The organism is Pseudomonas sp. P5_152 (assembly GCF_033989915.1).
In the GTDB taxonomy this organism is placed as follows: Bacteria; Pseudomonadota; Gammaproteobacteria; order Pseudomonadales; family Pseudomonadaceae; genus Aquipseudomonas.
Window position 1 is genome coordinate 5,524,215 of sequence record NZ_JASFAH010000002.1, and the last position, 19,157, is coordinate 5,543,371.

Here is a 19,157-nt window from a genome sequence, read left to right on the forward strand (position 1 = left end):
ATAAAATTGGTATTTTGTTTGTTGTTAAAGCCTCGAAAAGTTCGGGTAAAAGTTGCCGGGAAATCCCCTGTCGATTATTCAGCATGGGTTGCTGTGAGGCTGCTGCTGTAGCAACACAACTGCCAACCGTTGTGTTGCTACAGGGTCATCAGACCGCGACTCTCGAGGTCGAGCCGATCACCGTTTCCAGCACGCTGAAGTCGATCCACTCGCGTACATCGAACCGCCGTGGAATGAAGTCCCAGCGGTGCAGGAAATCGGTGAAGTCCTGCAGGGCGGTAATCGAGCGGCTGTCCAGGGTGGTGCGCAAACGCCGGTGTGCGTCTTCGCCATAGGCGGCGGCCACCCAGTATTCGCTGGTGTTCAGCTCGCGGGCGAGAAAGCGCCGGGTTTCATCCGGGTTGGCCCACGCCCATTGCTCGGTGCGCAGCACGGTGTCGACGATTTTCACACTGGCATCGAAGTGTTCGTGCAGCAGGTGGGTGTCGACGGTCAGGGTGCGCGGCGTGCCGTTGTTGGAGCGAATCAGTGGGTCGGGGTGCGAGCCGGTATCGACCACCACCTGCAGGCCGAATTCGTTGGCCAGGTGTACGGCGTGGGCGCCCTTGAGGAAAATCGCGTCGATGTCGCCGCGCAGCAGGCCGATCAGCTCGTTATTGCGCTGGCTGAAGCGGCTGGTGCCGAGGCTGACTTCCGAGCCATACACATGTTGCTTCTGATCGTCGCTGTAGGTGCCGCCGTAGGGGTAGTCCACCAGCTCGACATCGCTGACATTCAGGCCCTCCAACTTGAGTGCGTTCTCCAGTCCGCGCAACGCTTGGGCGCGGGTGAAGTCGATCTGCACGTTGGCCCATTTCGGTACGCCGAAGCGGCGGTTCTTCAGGTCGCGAATGCTCTTCACCCCGCTTTCGGCGGTGGTCAGGATCAGTTGCACCTCATCGCTCCAGGACAATCCCAGGACCCGGGTCTGCACTCCACTGGCGTAGGCCCAGATAGCCGGGATATTGCCGCCGTGACGCACCGAGTTTTTCAGGTGATGGTCATAGTGGGCCTCGCGAACTTCCCGCTCGCTGGACTCACGCAATGACTGGATATTGGTGCCGAATGGCTGGAAAGCCTCGGCCAGGCGCCCGGATTGCACCGCAATGCCAAGCCCGGTGGGCACCGGGCTGTGGGTGTACCAGAGGGTATCGAGTGGTTTGCTCATAAAGGGATCTTCGTTCGAGTCCATGAAACCGATCACCCCGCCGCGCTAGGGTGATCGTGCGGTAGGGTTAGCCGGCGAGGGCGGTCTGCAGGGCTTGTAGCGGACGCGGGTCGATCCATTGGCGCACGTCAAAACTGTTCGGGATAAAGCGCCAGCGGTGCAGGAAGTGAGTGAAGTCCTGCAGGGCGTCGATGGCCTGTTCGTCGAGTGCGGTGTGCAGGCGCTGGTGGGCGTTGTCGCCGTAGGCGGCGCTGACCCAGTACTCGCTGCTGTTGGTTTCCCGCGCCAGGTAGCGGCGGGTTTCATCCGGGTGGGTATGAGCCCACTGTTCGGCCCGCAGCACCGCGTCGAGAATGCCGCTGGCCACGTCAAAATGCTGCTCCAGCAGGTGCAGGTCGACCGCCAGGGTGCGTGGCGTGCCGTTGTTGCTGCGGATCAGCGGGTCGGGGTGGGCCCCCGTGTCGATCACCGTGTGCAGGCCAAAGTCGTGGGCGTACTGGGCGGCGCTGGCACCCTTGAGGAAAATCGCGTCGACTTCGCCGCGCAGCAGGCCGATCAGTTCCAGGTTGCGCCCCTCGACCCGTTGCGTCGCTACCGGCGTGCCATTGACGGTATGCACCTGCGGGTCGCTGAAGGTACCGCCATACACAAAGTTCACCAGTCGCACGTCGCCGACCTGCAGGCCTTCGAGCTTGAGGGCGTTCTCCAGGCCACGCAGGGCCTGGGCCCGGGTGAAATCGATCTGCGCGCCGGCCCAGTCCGGCAGGCCGAAGCTGCGGCCCTTGAGGTCCTTGACGGTTTTTATGCCGCTGTCAGGAAGGGTCAGGATCAGTTGCACTTCGTCGGCCCACGACAGGCCGATCACCCGGGTCTCGCGACCCTGGGCGCGGGCCCAGATCGCCGGGATGTTGCCGCCGTGGCGCACCGAATTCTGCAAGCTGTGATCGAAGTGCGACTCGCGCACCGCCTTGTCCGTGGACTCGCGCAGCGATTGCACCCGGGTGCCGAGGGCGCCTACGGTGTCCTGCAACCAGCCTTTTTGCACGGCGATCCCCAACCCCGTGGGGACCGGGCAGCGGGTGTACCAGAGCGTATCGAGTGGATGGCTCATCAAGTCGTCTCCCTCAGCGCTCAGGCGCTGGCTTTGAGTGCGGTTGCCGGGCTGGCAGCGGGGCGCTGGTGCACCAGCGGCAGGACTTCCTGGCCGATGCGCAAGGCCTCTTCGAGGTGCGGGTTGCCGGCGAGGATGAAGGTCGAGAAACCGGCATCGCGGTATTCCACCAGGCGTTCGGCGATGTTCTGGTGGCTGCCCACCAGGCCCACGGTCGGCCCTGGCTTGGCCTTGGCGAAACCGGCCCACAGGTTAGGGCCGATGATCAGGTCGTCGAAGCGATCGACATTCTGGTGGTAGGCGGTCTGCCGTGCGCCACCGACCGAGTCCGAGCCGCTGGTGAAGCCCTTGGCGACCACGCTGCTCTGGCCCTCGAGCTTGTCGAACTGGCGGCGCAGGTCGGCCCAGGCCTGTTCTTCGGTTTCCCGGGCGAACAGGTCGACCCGCAGCCCGAAGCGCACGCTACGCCCCTGTTTGTCGGCCAGCTCACGCACTCGTTCGATGTGCGGCTTGAGCTTGTCGATCGGCTCGGCCCAGTTCAGGTAGACGTCGGCGTGCTTGGCGGCGACGTCCAGCGCGGCGTCGGAGAAACCGGAGAAGTACACGCCGGGCTTGCGTTCCTGATGCAGGCCGTGGGGCAGGGCGCCGTTCTCCAGTTGATAGATATCGCCGTCGTAGGAGAACCGCTCGTTCTGCCACAGGCCCTGGATGATGTCGAGGAACTCGCCGGTGCGCTTGTAGCGCAGGTCGTGTTCGAGGAAGTCACCGTTGGCGCGTTGGCTGGCCGGGTTGCCGCCGGTGATGATATTCCACTCCAGGCGGCCACGGCTGAGGTTCTGCAGGATGGCCGCCTGTTGCGCGGCGTAGGCCGGCAGGGTCCAGGTGGCCTGGAAGGCGATCAGGAACTTGATGCGCCGGGTTTCCCGGGCCAGCGCCGACGCGGCGATCCAGGGCTCGGGCCCGGTGGGTAGCAGCGCGCCTTCAAACCCGGCCAGCTCCGCGGCCTTGGCCACCTGGGCGATGTAGTCGATGTAGGTGAAGTCGTCCGGCTCGCCGTTGGGCAAGCGCCCCGGCGCGATGTTGCCAGGGCGATGGTGGGAGGTGCCGCGATTGTGTTTGTCGGTGCTCAACTGCGGCCCGTCGGTGCCCAGCGGCAGACGCCAGAAAAATTCAGTGCTCATGGGTGCTCCTGATTCAGTAACGCGTGCGAGGACGCCTTGCAGGGATGATTGCAACGGACATGCCATGGCGCCTGGAACGGCTTGCGGGCCGCAGGGGCTGGGGATTGGGCGCTGAAGGTGCGGACAGTTGCGCCAGGGCTGCGTCTGTAGCAGCAGCCCGTCAGCAGTGGTTGTTGAAGCGGCAACAGCCCGAGCGTGCGGCGACTGGCGTTGCCTGCAGATTTGGCATGCGCCCGCTCAACTTGTGGGAGCTGGCGCCCGCTTGCGGCTTGCCAGCGATAGCGGTGGGTCAGGAGCGATCGATGTTGAATGGGCTGGCCCCATCGCGGGCAAGCCCGCTCCCACAGTGGTTCTGGGTGTTCGCAGATTCTGGGTACACCCACTCAACCTTGTGGGAGCTGGCTTGCCAGCGATAGCGGTGGGTCAGGCACCATCGATGTTGAATGGACCGGCCCCATCGCGGGCAAGCCCGCTCCCACAGTTGTTCTGGGTGTTCGCAGATTTTGGGTACACCCACTCAACCTGTGGGAGCTGGCGCCCGCTTGCGGCTTGCCAGCGATAGCGGTGGGTCAGGCGCCATCGATGTTGAATGTTCTGGCCCCATCGCGGGCAAGCCCGCTCCCACAGTGGTTCTGGGTGTTCGAAGATTCTGGGTACACCCACTCAACCTGTGGGAGCTGGCGCCCGCTTGCGGCTTGCCAGCGATAGCGGTGGGTCAGGCGCCATCGATGTTGAATGTGCTGGCCCCATCGCGGGCAAGCCCGCTCCTACAGTGGTTCTGGGTGTTCGAAGATTTTGGGTACACCCACTCAACCTGTGGGAGCTGGCTTGCCAGCGATAGCGGTGGGTCAGGCGCCATCGATGTTGAATGTTCTGGCCCCATCGCGGGCAAGCCCGCTCCCACAGTTGTTCTGGGTGTTCGCAGATTCTGGGTACACCCACTCAACCTGTGGGAGCGGGCTTGCCCGCGATGGCGGTGTGTCAGGCGCCATCGATGTTGAATGTTCTGGCCCCATCGCGGGCAAGCCCGCTCCCACAGTTGTTCTGGGTGTTCGCAGATTTTGGGTACACCCACTCAACCTTGTGGGAGCTGGCTTGCCAGCGATAGCGGTGGGTCAGGCGCCATCGATGTTGAATGTTCTGGCCCCATCGCGGGCAAGCCCGCTCCTACAGTGGTTCTGGGTGTTCGCAGATTCTGGGTACACCCACTCAACCTGTGGGAGCGGGCTTGCCCGCGATGGCGGTGTGTCAGGCACCAGCGATGTTGAATGTTCTGGCCCCATCGCTAGCAGGCCGCAAGCGGGCGCTAGCTCCCCCAATCAATTCAGGCCGGTTGGCCAATCTCCTCGAGGGAGGCACTGCGCAAATAGGTCTGGTACAGCGCCGCATAGGCTCCACCCTGGGCAATCAACTGGCGGTGCGGGCCTTGTTCGACCAGGCGGCCGCGTTGAATCACCGCGATCCGGTCGGCGTCGCGAATGGTCGCCAGGCGGTGAGCGATGATGATCGCCGTACGGCCTTCGCACAGGCGCCGGAATGCCCGCTGAATACGCCGCTCGGTATGGATGTCGACCGCCGAGGTGGCCTCGTCCAGCACCAGCACCGCCGGGTCGGCGAGGTAGGCCCGCACCAGGCACACCAGTTGCCGCTGGCCATGGCTCAGGTGCCCGCCCAAAGGCCCGACTTCGCTGTGGTACTGGTGTGGCAGGCGCTCCAGCACCTCGTCGGCCCCCAGCTCGCGGGCCGCGGCGATCAGTGTTGCATCGCTGGCGTCGGGAGCGGCCAGGCGCAGGTTGTCGAGGATGGTGCCGCTGAACAACACGTTGTCCTGCAGCACCACGCCAACGTTGCGGCGCAGCGCCTGCTGGGTCAGTTCGCGCACGTCGATGCCGTCGAGTCGGACTGCCCCCGCCTGCACCTCGTAGAAGCGCGTCAACAACTGCACCAGGGTGCTCTTGCCATGGCCTGAAGGGCCGACGATCGCCAGCACTTCTCCCGCGCGAACCTGCAAATCCAACTGATCGATCACCGGCGTCGGGCTGTGGGGGTCGTAGGCGAAACTCACCTGCTCGAAGCTCACGTCGCCACGCGCCCGGTCCAGGAGGCGTGGGGTAGGGCTGTCGGTGATCTGCGGGCGGGTGTCGAGCAACAGGAAGATCCGCTGCGCCGACGCCGAACCGGTGGCGTAGCGCTCGAACAGGTCCGACAGTTCCTGCAAAGGCCCAAGAAACAGGAACACGTAGAACAGGCTTTCAGCGATCTGGCCCACACTGACATCCGCTTGCGCCAGGCCATAGGCCCCCACCAGCAACAGCAGCGCCATGCCGGCGGAACTGAGCAGCGCGGTGAACGGCGCGAACCAGCTGGAGCGCAGGCTGCCGCGGATCAGTGCCTGGTTGAAGTCCTCGAGCAGACCACGGTAGCGCCGCAGGTTCGGAGTCTGTTGCGCGCACTGTTGCAACATCCGCGCGCCGCTGACGCTTTCCACCAGGTGCGCGGTGAAGCGGCTGCGGTTCTCCGCGACCTTGGCCCAGTTGCGTTGGGAGATGCGCTTGAAGCTCCAGGTCGCCAGCACCAGCAAGGGCACGGTGGCGACCAGGCTGAGGAAGAAACGCGGGTCGATCCGCCACAGCATCACGGCCGCCAGCCCGCAGCGCAGCAGTGCGCCCAGCAGCTCCGGCGGGCCCTGGATCAGCAGCGGTTCGAGGCTGTCGACATCGCGGTCGGCGCGGGAAATGATGCGCCCGGCCTTGGTCCGGTCGAAGTAGCTGACACTCAGGCTCTGCACGTGGGCGAACACCCGCACTCGCAGGTCATTGAGTACACGGATCGCCGCGCCGCCGGCGACGAACTGCGAGACCCCGGCCAGCAGGAACCGACCAAGCCAGCTCGCCGCCAGGCCGAGACCCAGCCACAGCACCAGGCGCTCATCGAGCAACCAATGATCCTGCTGCTGGATCAGCCCACGGTCCAGCAGTTCGCGCACGAACCAGGGCCGCAGGAACACGGTGAACACCAGCAGCAGCTCGATGCCGATCACCGCGGCGATCGACCCGCGTATCGGTTTGAGCAGCGGCAGCAGGCGCGTCAACATGCTGCGGTCGAGAGCCTTTTTTGCCAGTGCTTCTTCAATTTCAATATCGCTCAAGGCTGTGCCGGCGATTGGATTAGCCATGGTCGATCCCTAGCAGGTCGCGGTAGTCGGGGTGGGTTTGCAGCAGTTCGCAGTGCTGGCCGCTGGCGACGATCCGGCCGTCCTGGAGCATCAGCACGCGGTCGGCGAGGAGGATGGTCGAGAGCTTGCTGGAGATCACCAACACGCTGGTGGCCCGGCCCTGGTCGCGGCGCAGTTGGCGAATGTTGTCCAGGACCTGGCGTTCGCTGATGGCATCGAGGGCGCTGGTGGCGTCGTCCAGGCACAGGATGTCGGGCTCGCCGAGCAGGGCGCGGGCCAGGCACAGACGCTGGCGCTGGCCGCCGGAGAGCGTCACGCCGCGATCACCCAGGGGCGTGGCCAGGCCATGGGGCAGGCGTTCGAGCACGTCTTCGGCGGCAGCCAGGCGTAAGCCCTGGCGCAACTGTTGTTCACTGGCCGTCGGCGCGCACAGGCGCAGGTTGGCGGCCAGGGTGTCGGAAAACAGAAAGCTCTCCTGGGGCACCACGTGCACCCGGCGCCGCAGTTGATTGAGGTCCAGTTGCCGAATGTCCTGCCAGCCGGCGGCGTCCGAGCCCAGCAGCAGACGTCCGCTCGTGACCTCACTGAGGCGCGGCAACAGGCTGGCCAGCAGGCTTTTGCCGGTGCCTGTCGCGCCCACCAAGGCGACGATTTCCCCTGGCTGCAGGGTCAGCGAGCAGTCGCGCAGAATGGCCTGGCCACCGCCGGGCGGGCTGACGCTGACGTGCTCCAGTTTCAGCCCCAGGGGCGTTTCGGGCAGGCTGGCCGGGCCGCTGCGGATCGCCGCTGGCTCATCCAGCAGCTGCCAGATGCGCTCGGCGCTGGAGCGGGCGTCGGCGAAGGTCTGCATCACTCGACCGATGCCTTCGATCCGAAACACCAGGGTGGTGGCGATCAGCAGCGAGGTCACCAGCTCGCCGATCCCCAGCTGCGCGTTGGCCACCAGGTGGGCGCCATACACCAGGATCCATACATGCCCCAGGGCGACCACGGCCTGGGGCAGGGGAATCCGCGAGCTGGAGTAGGCCAGGGCCAGGCGTGCGTGGTCGGCGAACAGCGCCACCTGTGCGGCGAAGCGCTGGGTGCGGCGGTGTTCGAGGCCGAACGACTTGATCACCCGCACACCACCGATGCCCTCGCTCAAGTCCTGGTTGACCCGGTCGTAGGCGGCGCCAACGGCCCGGTCGAGGCTGACCAGGCGCTCGGTCTGGCGCACGAAAATCCACAGTCCGAGGACCGTCAGCAACAGCGGCACCAGCCCCAGCAGCGGGTTGTACCAGCTCAACAGGCCGACCGTGGCCAGCACCACCAGCGGGGTTTCCACCACCTGGCGCCAGAAGCTGATGAGCGCGTCGCGAACCTTGTCGGCATCGCGGGTGGTGCGGGTAATCATCTCGCCCATGCCGTGCTGCCAGTGGTAGCCCAAGTGCAGGTCCTGGACCTGCTGCAGGATGCGCTCGCGCAGGCGCGTCAGCAGTTCCTGGCTGAGCACCAGCGACAGCACGCTGGCGGCGTACTGCAAGACGCCACGACCCAGGGCCACGGCCAGCATCAACCACAGCCAGTACCAGCCGAGGCTGGCGTCCAGGCTGCCATCGGCCTGGTGGACCACCGCGCGGCCGGCGCTGACGTCGTTCACCGCATGGCCGATCAGCCACTGCTGCCAGACCAGGCCGAGGTTGATTGCAACGTACAGCGCCGCCACCAGGGCAAAGCGCCAGGGCATTTCCCGGTAGATCGCCAGGCAGCGCAGAAGGGGGTGTTTTTCGATCATGGAGAGCTCATTAGCGTCACGGGGCTTGTGGGAGCAAGGCTTGCCCGCGATGGCGATCACCAGCACGCCATCGCGGGCAAGCCTTGCTCCTACGGGTATGGGGTGGGGGGGTTAGCGGCGGGTCGCGCCCTGTTGTTCCTTGGCATTGAGGATCGCGGTGTATTCGCCCGGGTCGACGCCGTTGAGGTAATAGTTGCCGACGTGGTGCAGGCGCCAGCGGATCGGGTCGTGGGTGGTGTGCACCCGGGCGTTGCGCCAGAAGCGGTCGAGGTTCCATTTGCTCAGGGACGAACTGGCGCCGAGCAGGGAGAAGATGTCGCTGGAGATCTGCAGCGATGCTCGGTCCGAATGGGCGCGGGCGGTGGCCACCGAGAGGATCAGTTCGTCCTGCAGCTCTTTATTGTCCGGGTCCAGTTCGTGTTGGTCGAACACCTGTGCGGCCTCGCGCAGCAGTGCTTCGGCGCCGCGCAGGGCCACCGCGTACTCGCCGATCTGCTTGATGATGTGCGGTTCCTCATTGGCGTGTTCGACGCCGCTTTCTACCCACGGCCGGGCATTGTGCTTGAGGTAGTCCACGGCAGCGGCCAGGGCGCCGGCGGCAATGCCGGTGTCGATGGCGGCGTGGAGGATCTGCGGGAAGGTCAGGCCGGTGCGCTTCATCGGTCCTTTGCGCTGGGACACGAAGCGTTCGTCGAGCTCAATGTTGTCGAAAATCACCGTGCCGCTGACTGAGTTTTTCTGGCCGAAGGCTTCCCAGTCATCCACCAGGGTCAAGCCCTCGGTGTTGCGATTGAGCAGCACCCCGGCACCGCCATCGTCGGAAGCTGCCGTCAGGGAGATCCACTCGGCGAGGTAGGATCCGGTGGAGTAGAACTTGCTGCCATTGAGGATCAGCTTGCCGTCCGCACGGCGCTCGACCCGGGTCTTGAGGGCGAATTTGTTCTTGCCACCGACTTCCGCCAGGGCATTGCCAAAGCGCTTGCCGGCCAACACGTCGCTGACCAGGCGGTCGCGCACGGCGTCCGGGTAACCGGTGAAAATCCCCCGCAGCATCACGTTGTGAATCTGCAGTAACTGGCCGACCCCGCCATCGGCCACGGAAATCAGGCGCACGGTTTCGACGATGGTCTGCACCGATGCGCCCAGCCCGCCAAAGGCCTTGGGCACGCCGATGGCGGTGAGGCCGCTGTCCGACAGCAACTGCGCCTGGCGCCGGGGCAACTGACCGTTCTGGCTGGCGTCGGCTGCGATCGCGGCGATTTCCCGGGCAATCTCCCGGGCCACGGCAATGGCCTCGGCCTCGCTGGTCAACTGGCGTACGGGGGCCAGCGTGTGGGGTAGGGGTTCGATCTTGCTCATAGCGATTCCTCGGCTAATGGATTGCCAGCTCCTGCAGGAGGGGGCGTGGTTGATAGGCGCTGCAACTGCCTTGAGCAAGTTGTGCGCCAAGGTCGGCAAACCCTTGCCCGGCGTGGCTTTGGTCGCGAGGGTGTTGCTGGGGCAGCAGTGCACGGAAGGCGACTGCGCAGCCAGCAGCAGTGCTCGCGCAATGCTGCTGACAGGCCAGCAATCCAACCCCGTGGTTAACCCGCTGCGCGGCGCCAGCCCAGGTAAACCGGGGCTTGGCGCTCTTGGCACGGACGCTGCACTGGCCTTGGCAACTGACTCGCAAAACCCGATGGAGCTGCCCATGACGCTTGCTGCCCAACACCCCAGCCCGCTTGCCGAGACCGAGCTGGCGCAGATCTGGTTCACCCGCTGCCCGGTGCCGACCGCCTCGGGCATCGCCTACAAACTCGGCTGGCTCAGCGCAGAGTTTGCCGCCGACGGCCTGCCGGTCTCGACCTTGCAGGAGGCCCGGCAACTGGTCCGGCATCACTACGATCACCAACTGCCGGGGCTGTTTCGCGAAGGCGGTAACGTTCCGGCACTGGCGGCGCGTGCCGCTGGGGCGCCGAGCCGGTTGATCGGCCTGACCTGGATCGAGGAGTGGCAGACCATTCTGGTTCGCCCGGACTCCGGTATCCGCAGTGCGCAAGACCTCAAGGGCAAGCGCCTGGCCTTGCCGGCCTGGGGCGACAGTCGTCCCGGCAGCATCGCCCGGGCCATGAGCCTGCACGGCTACAAAGGCGCGTTGAGCCTGGCTGGCCTGGGCTTTGACGACGTCGAGCTGGTGGAGGTGGCGCTGCAGGACCAGGAGCAGGCGGCCAACCCGCAGGAAGGTTTGCAACGCCTGTGGTCGGGCCTGGATTACCTGGTGCGCGGCGAGGTCGATGCGGTCTACGTCAAGGGCGCTTCCGCAGCCGACGCCGCGCGCCGGCTGGGGCTCGTAGTGGGGATTGACCTGGACCAGATCACTGATCCGCGCTACCGCATCAACAACGGCACGCCACGACCGATCACCGTGCACCAGAGCCTGCTGGACAACCATTTCGAGCTGGTGGTGCGGTTCCTCGCGCAAACCCTCAGTGCTGCCGACTGGGCCGCCGACAACCGCGAAGCCCTGCACGCCATTCTCGAAGAGGAGACCCGTGCCGGCAGCGCTGGTGTGGCCGAAGCCTATCGTGGCGATTTCCATACCACCCTGGCCCCGGACCTGTCGGCGCAACGCCTGGAGTTCCTGCAGATCCAGAAAAACTTCCTGTACCTGCACGGCTTCCTCGAAGGCGATTTCGACATCGCCGACTGGGTCGACCCGCGCCCCTTGCAAGCCGCCCATGAACTGTTGGCCAAGCGCCGCGCCTGAACCCGGAGAACTGCCATGACTGTGCTCATCCACGAACAACTGATCAGCGAACAACTGCAAGCTTTCATCGACAAGGTGCTGCTGGAGGCCGAACAAGCCTTCAGTGTGTTCCGTGAAACCAACACCATCACCGCCAACGGTACCGTCGGCTTCATCGAGCGGGTGCCGGGCGAGGAATTGCTGGTCTCGGTCAACTACGGCGGGCCGTGGAACTACCGCCAACCGCTGCAGGCCACCGTCACCGACTTCGCTGGCAAGGTGATCTACGGCAAGGGCAAGGGTGGCCTGGGTCGCTACACCAAGTTGTTCCAGACCCACCCCGATGTCACCACCGTGTCCCACGTGCATTCGCCGTACCTCGGCGCCTGGGCCCAGACCCATCGCACGCTGCCGTTCCATTACGTGCCGGTGCAGCGTTATCAGCTGGCGCGCGAGCTGCCGGTGTACATCGACCGGCGTCAGCCGGAAGTGGATTTTATCCTCGACAAGATCGCCGAGAACCCCTTCAACCTGGCGATCCTCGAAGCCAACGGCGGTTCCACCGTGTGGGGCAAGCAGGGGCTACGGGCCACCGCCGAGTTCATTCTGTTGCTGGAGGAGGGCGCACAACTGCAGTTGCTCGCCGATGCCCTGGGCGGATCGCGTGCCTACGGCCCGGGCGTACTGACCCAGCAATGGAAGATGAGCGGACTGTATGACCAGGCCACGGAACTGGGACTGGTGCCGGCGATTGATCGGCGTAGCTGAGCCGCTGATTACCCCTCACCCCTGTCTGCGCTGGCTTGCCCGCGATGCTGGGCTCACGGGCGCCATCGCGGGCAAGCCTTGCTCCTACCTCATCGAAAGGAACACACCCATGGCAGTCAAGATTCTCTGGTACCTCACCACCCCCGACGGCCCTTATCCGTGGGAGCCCGAGGGCCGCTGGCAGACTGATTTCGAGCACCTCAAGCAATTGGCCGTGGCCAGCGATCGCCTGGGTTACTACGGCGCATTGCTGGGCTCCAGTCCCAACGAAAGCCTGGCGGTGTCCGCCGCCCTGATCGATGCGACCCAGCGCTTGCGCTTCCTCGTGGCGCAGCACCCGGGCGAACTGTCGCCGGCGGTATTGGCCAAGTGGGCACTGACCTTCGACCTGTTCTCCAATGGTCGCTTGCTGTTCAACGTAGTCAACGGCAACGACGCTGGCCTGGCCACCCTCGGCGTGCATTACCCGCACGATCAACGTTATGACTTCAGCCTGGAATACTGGCGCGCCTTCCAGGGTTTCTACGCCGGCGATACCAGCGGCTACGACGGCCAATACGTCAAGCTTGCGCCCCGCGCGGCGGGTGCCGCCAACCATCCATTGGGCGGCTGGCATCCACCCCGGCAAAAGCCCGGTATTGCGTTGTGGGGCGCCGGGACATCCGGTCCCGGCGTGGCTCACTCAGTGCAGTTGCTCGACGTCTACCTGAGCTTTGCCAACACCCCGCCAAAACTCGGCGACAAGTTCCGCAAAGTGGCCGCCGAAGCGGCGAAGATCGGCCGCGAACTGACCTTTGGTACCCGCCTGCAGATCATCGTCCGCGAAACCGAGGAGGAGGCCTGGGCCCACGCCGAGAAGCTGCTGCAACGCACTTCGTTGCAGACCGCGCGCAACGCGGTCGAGCGCCAGTTGCCGGCCGGTGAAACCTTCGACAGCTTCCACAGCGACGACCCACAAACCCAACACAACCTGGATACCCTGCGCGCCGGGCGCCTGCCCAAGGCCCGGGACCTGGAGATCTACCCCAACGTCTGGCTCGGCCCCAGCCTGTTCGGTTTCAACATCCTCGGCCCGGCCGCCGGCACCTACCTGGTGGGCAGCGCCGAGCAAGTGGCCGAACGGATTCACGAGTACGAGGCCCAGGGCACCTCGGCCTTCATCCTCTCGGGTTTCCCGCTGATCGACGAAGCCCATCGAGTGGCTGACCTGCTGTTCCCACTGCTGGACCTGGACCACGGCTTCGACGTGCCGCGCCTGGGCGTCAGCCGCCGGGCAGCACCGCGCACCACCGAGCAGGCATAAGGAAGCGCGTCATGAATCAGGATTTTTCCCGCCGGGTGTTTCTCGGCAACAGTCTGGCGGTTGGCGGCGGTTTGCTGCTGGGCAGCAGTCTGCTCAGTGGCTGCGACAGCCCCGCGGATACGCCCAGCGTGCTTTCCAGCACCCCGGTGCGCGGCGGTCGGCTGCGGGTAGGCATCATCGATGGCGACCAGTCCGGCAACCTTGACGCGCACAAACCGGTGGGCGGCGGGATCATTCGTGGCTGGGCGCTGTACAGCAAGTTCTGGGAGTGGAACAGCGATGTCAGCACGCGCCTGGCCCTGGCCGAATTTGCCGAGCCGAATGCCGATGCCAGCGCCTGGACCATTCGTATCAAGCCAGGGCTGGAGTTCCACCACGGCAAGACCATCGGCGCCGACGACATGCTGTTCTCGCTGTTGCGCCTGACCGATCCCAAGCTGGCTTCGCCGTTTGCCGGTCTGGTCGGGGCCATCGACCGCAATGCCTTGCGCAAGCTGGACGAGCGGACCATCGAGATCCGCTTCAAGGAAGGCCAGAGCTTCTTCCCGCTGGACGAAACCCTGATCAGCTTTGGCGGCATCGTGCCCACCGACTACCACCCGATCAGCAATCCGGTGGGCGCGGGCCCTTACAAGCTCAAGAGCTTCATCCCCGGCCAGCGCTCGCTCTACAGCCGGTTCGAGCACTACTACAAGCCCAATCAACCGTATGCCGACGAGCTGGAGATCATCGAGTTCAAGGACCAGGTGTCACGCTCGGCGGCGTTGCGTGCCGGGCAGATCGACCTCGCGAGCGGTGTGCAGGCTGAACACAGCGCGCTGCTCAAGGCCGACTCGCGGTTGCAGCTCTGCGTGTCGCCCAGCACCTCGTTTACCGGGTTCAACCTGAACCTGGCCAAGGCGCCGTTCCAGGACGTGCGTGTACGCCAGGCCTTTCGCCTGCTGGCCGACCGGCAGGAACTGGTGAACCGTGGCCTCAACGGATTCGGGCGGATCGCCAATGACCTGTACTCACCCCACGACCCGACCTACAACCACGCCATCGTCCAGCGTCCCCATGACCTGGAGCAGGCACGCTCGCTGCTGCGCCAGGCTGGGCAGGATGACCTGCGGGTCGAACTGACCACCACGCCTGGGCCGGGGGTCAATGCGGCATTGGTGTTTGCCCAGCAGGCAAAACAGGCCGGGGTGCAGATCAAAGTCACCCAGGTCGACGGCTCGGTGTTCAACGGGCCGCAGCGCGAGAACTGGCTGCTGTCGCCGGGTTCGACCCCGGCCCGCGGCTTTCTCGCCTCGGCCTTGCACAACGATGCACCGCAGGCGATCTATAACCGCAGCAATTTCCATGACCAGCGTTTCAGTGCGCTGTACCAACAAGCGCTGGCGCAACCGGACCTGGCCCAGCGCAAAGTGCTGGTGCACGAAGCCCAGGGTATCCAGCACGAGCGCGGTGGCTTGTTGATCTGGGGTTTCAACGACGTGCTCGATGCGGCATCGACCCGGGTTGGCGGGCTGCTGCCCGAGCAAACCACGTTCGCCTCCTGGCGCTTTGACGAGCTGTGGTTGAACCATGGATAAATCCTCCAAGCAACCGCGTACACCGGCGTGGCTGGCTTGGTTCATCGGCCGGCTCGGCTATGGCCTGCTGACGGCCTGGGTGATCAGCCTGGTGGTGTTCATCGCCACGCAGGCGCTGCCCTCGGACCCGGCCCGGGTGATTCTCGGCCCGGATGCGCCGCTGGAAAGCATCCTCACCCTGCAACGCCAACTGGGCCTGGATCGGCCGATCCTCGAGCAGTACCTGGGCTGGCTGGGGCACGCCGTGCGCGGTGAGCTGGGGGTGTCGCTGGACTCCAATGCGCCGGTGGCGAGCATCCTTTTCACGCGTTTTGGCTACACCCTGGCGTTGTTGGCCGGGGTGATTGCCCTGGTGGTGCCGACGGCGCTGCTGTTGGGGGTGAGCCTGGCGTTGCGCCGCGACAGTCGCCTGGACCGCATTAGCCTGTCGTGGCTGATCTTCCTCAAGGCGACGCCGGGGTTTCTGTTGGCCATCGGCCTGGTGCTGCTGTTTTCCATGCCGCACATGGACGTGCTGCCGGCGGTGTCGCTGATCGACCCGGACCGTTCGCTGTGGCGGCAGTTGCAGTACCTGGTGTTGCCGGTGTTGGCCCTGAGCCTGTCGGCGCTGCCGTACCTGACGCGGATGGTGCGGGCCTCGATGATCGAGGCACTGGAGTCCGACTACGTGATCGCGGCCCGACTGCGCGGGATCGCCGAGTGGCGCATCGTCTGGCGCCACACTTTGCCCAATGCCCTGGTGCCGGCCATCCAGGGCGTGGCGCTGACCCTGCGCACGTTGATCGGCGGGGCGTTGCTGGCCGAGGTGATTTTCAGCTACCCCGGCATCGGCACCTCGCTGAATTCGGCGATCCAGATGCGCGATCTGCCGATGATCCAGGCCATCGTGTTGTTGATCACCCTGGGCGTGGTGCTGATCAACCTGTGTGCCGACCTGCTGACCGTGCTGCTCACCCCCAAGCTGCGCACGGCCCGGCGCGTGACCCTGATCCAGCACAACCGTCGGGGCATCCAGCCCTGGTGGCGGCGCTCCACTTCCAAGGCTCCATGAGAGGTGCTGCATGCGTGACTTATCCGCGACTCGCTGGCACTGGCTGGCACACACGCAAACCCGCAAAGGCGCGGTGATCACGCTGCTGGTGATTGCCCTCGCGCTGTGCGGCCCCTGGCTGGCGCCCCATGGGCCGACCGACATGCTCGGCACGGTCTATGGGGCGCCGACGGCCGGGGCATGGCTGGGTTATGACTTCCTCGGGCACGATGTGCTGTCGCGCCTGCTCAATGGCGGTCGGTCGGTGCTGTGGATGTCCGTGGCCGCCGCTGCGATCGCCCTGCTGGTGGGCAGCACCCTGGGCTTGCTGGCGGGGTTTTCCCGGCGTCGGCTGGACCAGTTGATTACCTGGCTGGCGGATGTCTCGCTGGCGTTTCCGGACTTGATCCTGGTGCTGCTGATCGTCTCGATGCTCGGCCGCGCGCCGTGGCTGATCGTGCTTACCGTGGCGATTGCCTTCACCCCTGGGGTGATCCGTCTGGCCCGGGGCAGCGCGGTGGCGGTGGCCGGCCAGGAGTTTGTCGAGGCCGCGCAGATGATGGGCTATTCGCGTTGGCGGATCCTGTTCCGCGAGATCCTGCCGAACATCCTCACGCCGCTGCTGGTGCACTTCGGCAACATGCTGACCTGGGGCGTGGGCATGCTGTCGGGCCTGAGCTTCCTCGGTTACGGCGTGGCGCCGCCGACTGCCGACTGGGGCTTGATGATCAATGAAAACCAGGCCGGATTGCTGGTGCAGCCCTGGGCCGTACTGGCGCCGGCGGTGCTGATCGGGATCTTTGCCTATGGCATCAACATCCTGGCCGAGGGCATCGGCCGCAGCAGCTCACGGATTGGAGAAAAGCCATGAATGCGCTCGCAGGCTTTGAATCACCAGACAAGCTCAGCACCCAGGTGCTGCAGGTGAGCGACTTGCGCGTCGAGCTGCAAGGGCAGGTCGATGTGCTGTCCGGGGTGTCGTTCAGTGTCCAGGCTGGGGAAATTCTCGGCCTGGTGGGGGAGTCGGGTTCCGGCAAGACCACCCTGGCCACGGCATTGCTGGCCCACGCCCGACGCGGTGCGCGGATTGTTGGCGGTCGGGTCGAGGTGGCGGGGCAGGCCTTGCTGACCTTGCAGGGCGATGCCTTGCGCCGGGCCCGGGGCAGCCTGATCGGCTATGTGGCGCAGGACCCGGCCACGGCGTTGAATCCGGCGTTGCGCATCGGCAACCTGCTGCGCGAAACCCTCGGCGCCCACCAGGTGCAACTGGACCGCAGCGCGCAACGCCAGCGCATCAGCGAGACCTTGCGCGACGTCGGCCTACCGGATGATCCGGACTTCCTGCGGCGCTTTCCCCACCAACTGTCCGGCGGCCAGCAACAACGGGTGATGCTGGCGCTGGCGTTTGTCCTGCGCCCGAAGTTGATCGTACTGGATGAACCGACCACCGCCCTGGACGTCAGCACCCAGGCCCACATCCTCGCCACCTTGCGCCGGCTGTGCAAAAGCCTGGGGGTCGCGGCGGTGTATGTGTCCCACGACCTGGCGGTGATCAAGGACCTGGTGGACCGGGTGATGGTGATGTACGCCGGGCGCATCGTCGAGACCGCCAGCCGTGAAGCGCTGTTCAGCCGGCCGGCCCATCCCTATACCCGGGGCTTGCTGGCGGCGATTCCGGATGTGGCGCAGCGCCGCGAACTGGCGGCGATTGCCGGGCACGCCCCAGCGCCGGGGCAGCGGCCAGTCGGCTGTGGTTTCGCCGCACGCTGCCCGCGGCGCACTGCCGCCTGTGCGCTGGCCGAGCCTGCGTTGCACGAGGTCGCGCCAGGACAGCAGGTGGCGTGCCTGGACCCGCATCGGCAGGCGTTGCAGTTGATTGCCAGTCAGGGCGCGCAGCGGGTCGGGGAGGTGGTTGAGCGACCGGCGTTGCTCGACATTCAGGGGCTGAACGTGGCCTACGACCGCCAGGTGTTGTTCGATGTCTCGTTGCGCGTGGCGCCCGGGGAATGCCTGGCGTTGGTCGGCGAGTCTGGTTCCGGCAAGACCAGCCTGGCCCGCGCGGTAGCGGGTTTGGGGGAGAACGCCCAAGGCCGGATGTATTATGCCGGGCAGGAGTTGAGCCTGGCGGCGCGGCAGCGTGAGGCCGGGTCCCGGCACCAGATCCAGTACATCTTCCAGAACCCGTACCGGGCGTTGAACCCCCGGCAGACGGTACTACAGACCCTCAGCGGGCCCTTGGCGCATTTCTTCGGGATCAAGGGTGACGAGGCCCGTCAGCGGGTAGCGGCGGTGCTTGAGCGGGTGTCGCTGCCGGCTTCGGTCGGCGCGCTCTACCCCCATAGCCTGTCGGGCGGCGAACGGCAACGGGTGGCTATCGCCCGGGCGCTGATCTGCCAGCCGCGCCTGCTGATCTGCGACGAAATCACGTCGGCGCTGGATGTCTCGGTGCAGGCATCGATCCTCGCGTTGTTGCGTCAGTTGCAGGCGCAAGGGCTTACTCTGTTGTTCGTTACCCATGACCTGGGTGTGGTTCGCGCCATCGCCGACCGGGTGGTGGTGCTCCAGCACGGGCGAGTGGTGGAACAGGGGTGGGTTGATGCGGTGCTGGACCAACCGCAGGCAGCCTACACCCGCACGCTGCTGGAAAACTCGCCGACGCTGGCGGGGGTGTTGTAGGCGTGGGCTTGGATGCTGCCTGACCCACCGCCATCGCGAGCAGGCGCCCGCTCCACAGGTTCAGTGGGTGCATGCAGGATTTGCAAGCACTGCAAATTACTGTGGGAGCGGGCTTGCCCGCGATGGTCGTCAACGATGATGCGTACAGTCTGACACCCAGCAGCGCCCTCAGGCTTTTCGCGGGCAAGCCCGCTCCCACAGGTTCAGTGGGTGCATGCAGAATTTGCAAGCACTGCAAATTACTGTGGGAGCGGGCTTGCCCGCGATGGTCGTCAACGATGACGCGTACAGTCTGACACCCAGCGGCGCCCTCAGGCTTTTTCGCGGGCAAGCCCGCTCCCACAGGTTCAGTGGGTGCATGCGGGATCTGCAAGCACTGCAAATTACTAATGTGGGAGCGGGCTTGCCCGCGATGGTCGTCAACGATGACGCGTGCAGTCTGACACCCAGCGGCGCCCTCAGGTTTTTCGCGAGCAGGTTCAGTGGGTGCATGCAGGATTTGCAAGCACTGCAAATTACTGTGGGAGCGGGCTTGCCCGCGATGGTCGTTAACGATGACGCGTACAGTCTGACACCCAGCAGCGCCCTCAGGCTTTTCGCGAGCAGGTTCTGTGGGTGCATGCGGGATCT

13 protein-coding genes are annotated in these 19,157 nt (G+C 65.4%); 7 read left to right on the plus strand and 6 right to left on the minus strand.

Translation table 11 applies throughout. The features are described from left to right. Positions 1 to 148 precede the first annotated feature (148 nt). The 6 genes from QMK50_RS25370 to QMK50_RS25395 all read right to left on the minus strand — a co-directional run bounded on the left by QMK50_RS25370 (position 149) and on the right by QMK50_RS25395 (position 9,807). The gene (locus QMK50_RS25370; protein WP_095169052.1) at positions 149 to 1,207 is read right to left on the minus strand and encodes an ABC transporter substrate-binding protein; all 1,059 of its coding nucleotides are present in this window, start codon (positions 1,205 to 1,207) and stop codon (positions 149 to 151) included. A 67-nt stretch (positions 1,208 to 1,274) separates the two neighbouring features. Then, positions 1,275 to 2,318 (minus strand): ABC transporter substrate-binding protein, encoded by a 1,044-nt coding sequence (locus QMK50_RS25375; protein WP_320334313.1) that lies wholly within the window; start codon positions 2,316 to 2,318, stop codon positions 1,275 to 1,277. 20 nt (positions 2,319 to 2,338) lie between these two features. Further along, positions 2,339 to 3,499 (minus strand): LLM class flavin-dependent oxidoreductase, encoded by a 1,161-nt coding sequence (locus tag QMK50_RS25380; protein WP_320334314.1) that lies wholly within the window; start codon positions 3,497 to 3,499, stop codon positions 2,339 to 2,341. Positions 3,500 to 4,823: 1,324 nt separating this feature from the next. Then, positions 4,824 to 6,674, minus strand: a complete 1,851-nt coding sequence (locus tag QMK50_RS25385) for an ABC transporter ATP-binding protein (RefSeq protein ID WP_320334315.1) — start codon at positions 6,672 to 6,674, stop codon at positions 4,824 to 4,826. Further along, positions 6,667 to 8,448, minus strand: coding sequence for an ABC transporter ATP-binding protein (locus QMK50_RS25390; RefSeq protein ID WP_320334316.1), 1,782 nt, complete (start codon positions 8,446 to 8,448; stop codon positions 6,667 to 6,669). The genes QMK50_RS25385 and QMK50_RS25390 overlap by 8 nt, the downstream gene beginning before the upstream one ends. Before the next feature lie 111 nt (positions 8,449 to 8,559). Further along, positions 8,560 to 9,807: an acyl-CoA dehydrogenase family protein gene (locus QMK50_RS25395; protein WP_095169057.1), complete on the minus strand. Its 1,248-nt coding sequence runs from the start codon at positions 9,805 to 9,807 to the stop codon at positions 8,560 to 8,562. Between the two features lie 331 nt (positions 9,808 to 10,138). On the opposite strand from QMK50_RS25395, the gene QMK50_RS25400 reads away from it, so the two are divergent. The 7 genes from QMK50_RS25400 (at position 10,139) to QMK50_RS25430 (ending at position 18,527) form a co-directional block, all read left to right on the plus strand. Beyond that, the gene (locus QMK50_RS25400; RefSeq protein ID WP_320334317.1) at positions 10,139 to 11,194 is read left to right on the plus strand and encodes an ABC transporter substrate-binding protein; all 1,056 of its coding nucleotides are present in this window, start codon (positions 10,139 to 10,141) and stop codon (positions 11,192 to 11,194) included. Between the two features lie 15 nt (positions 11,195 to 11,209). Beyond that, positions 11,210 to 11,941 carry a class II aldolase/adducin family protein gene (locus QMK50_RS25405; protein WP_095169058.1) on the plus strand — a complete coding sequence of 244 codons (732 nt, stop codon included), beginning with the start codon at positions 11,210 to 11,212 and terminating at the stop codon, positions 11,939 to 11,941. A gap of 109 nt (positions 11,942 to 12,050) precedes the next feature. Beyond that, positions 12,051 to 13,244 carry an LLM class flavin-dependent oxidoreductase gene (locus QMK50_RS25410; RefSeq protein ID WP_320334318.1) on the plus strand — a complete coding sequence of 398 codons (1,194 nt, stop codon included), beginning with the start codon at positions 12,051 to 12,053 and terminating at the stop codon, positions 13,242 to 13,244. Between the two features lie 11 nt (positions 13,245 to 13,255). Then, positions 13,256 to 14,821, plus strand: a complete 1,566-nt coding sequence (locus QMK50_RS25415) for an ABC transporter substrate-binding protein (protein WP_159995293.1) — start codon at positions 13,256 to 13,258, stop codon at positions 14,819 to 14,821. Continuing rightward, positions 14,814 to 15,872, plus strand: coding sequence for an ABC transporter permease (locus QMK50_RS25420; protein ID WP_320334319.1), 1,059 nt, complete (start codon positions 14,814 to 14,816; stop codon positions 15,870 to 15,872). The genes QMK50_RS25415 and QMK50_RS25420 overlap by 8 nt, the downstream gene beginning before the upstream one ends. A 10-nt stretch (positions 15,873 to 15,882) precedes the next feature. Further along, the gene (locus QMK50_RS25425; protein WP_320334320.1) at positions 15,883 to 16,722 is read left to right on the plus strand and encodes an ABC transporter permease; all 840 of its coding nucleotides are present in this window, start codon (positions 15,883 to 15,885) and stop codon (positions 16,720 to 16,722) included. After that, on the plus strand, positions 16,719 to 18,527 hold the full coding sequence (locus QMK50_RS25430) for an ABC transporter ATP-binding protein (protein ID WP_320334321.1): 1,809 nt from the start codon (positions 16,719 to 16,721) through the stop codon (positions 18,525 to 18,527). The genes QMK50_RS25425 and QMK50_RS25430 overlap by 4 nt, the downstream gene beginning before the upstream one ends. Positions 18,528 to 19,157 lie beyond the last annotated feature (630 nt).

Coding starts and splice junctions, on each gene's coding strand:
- QMK50_RS25370 (WP_095169052.1), bottom strand. CDS start 1,207: ATGAGCAAACCACTCGATACCCTCTGGTACACCCACAGCCCGGTGCCC.
- QMK50_RS25375 (WP_320334313.1), bottom strand. CDS start 2,318: ATGAGCCATCCACTCGATACGCTCTGGTACACCCGCTGCCCGGTCCCC.
- QMK50_RS25380 (WP_320334314.1), bottom strand. CDS start 3,499: ATGAGCACTGAATTTTTCTGGCGTCTGCCGCTGGGCACCGACGGGCCG.
- QMK50_RS25385 (WP_320334315.1), bottom strand. CDS start 6,674: ATGGCTAATCCAATCGCCGGCACAGCCTTGAGCGATATTGAAATTGAA.
- QMK50_RS25390 (WP_320334316.1), bottom strand. CDS start 8,448: ATGATCGAAAAACACCCCCTTCTGCGCTGCCTGGCGATCTACCGGGAA.
- QMK50_RS25395 (WP_095169057.1), bottom strand. CDS start 9,807: ATGAGCAAGATCGAACCCCTACCCCACACGCTGGCCCCCGTACGCCAG.
- QMK50_RS25400 (WP_320334317.1), top strand. CDS start 10,139: ATGACGCTTGCTGCCCAACACCCCAGCCCGCTTGCCGAGACCGAGCTG.
- QMK50_RS25405 (WP_095169058.1), top strand. CDS start 11,210: ATGACTGTGCTCATCCACGAACAACTGATCAGCGAACAACTGCAAGCT.
- QMK50_RS25410 (WP_320334318.1), top strand. CDS start 12,051: ATGGCAGTCAAGATTCTCTGGTACCTCACCACCCCCGACGGCCCTTAT.
- QMK50_RS25415 (WP_159995293.1), top strand. CDS start 13,256: ATGAATCAGGATTTTTCCCGCCGGGTGTTTCTCGGCAACAGTCTGGCG.
- QMK50_RS25420 (WP_320334319.1), top strand. CDS start 14,814: ATGGATAAATCCTCCAAGCAACCGCGTACACCGGCGTGGCTGGCTTGG.
- QMK50_RS25425 (WP_320334320.1), top strand. CDS start 15,883: ATGCGTGACTTATCCGCGACTCGCTGGCACTGGCTGGCACACACGCAA.
- QMK50_RS25430 (WP_320334321.1), top strand. CDS start 16,719: ATGAATGCGCTCGCAGGCTTTGAATCACCAGACAAGCTCAGCACCCAG.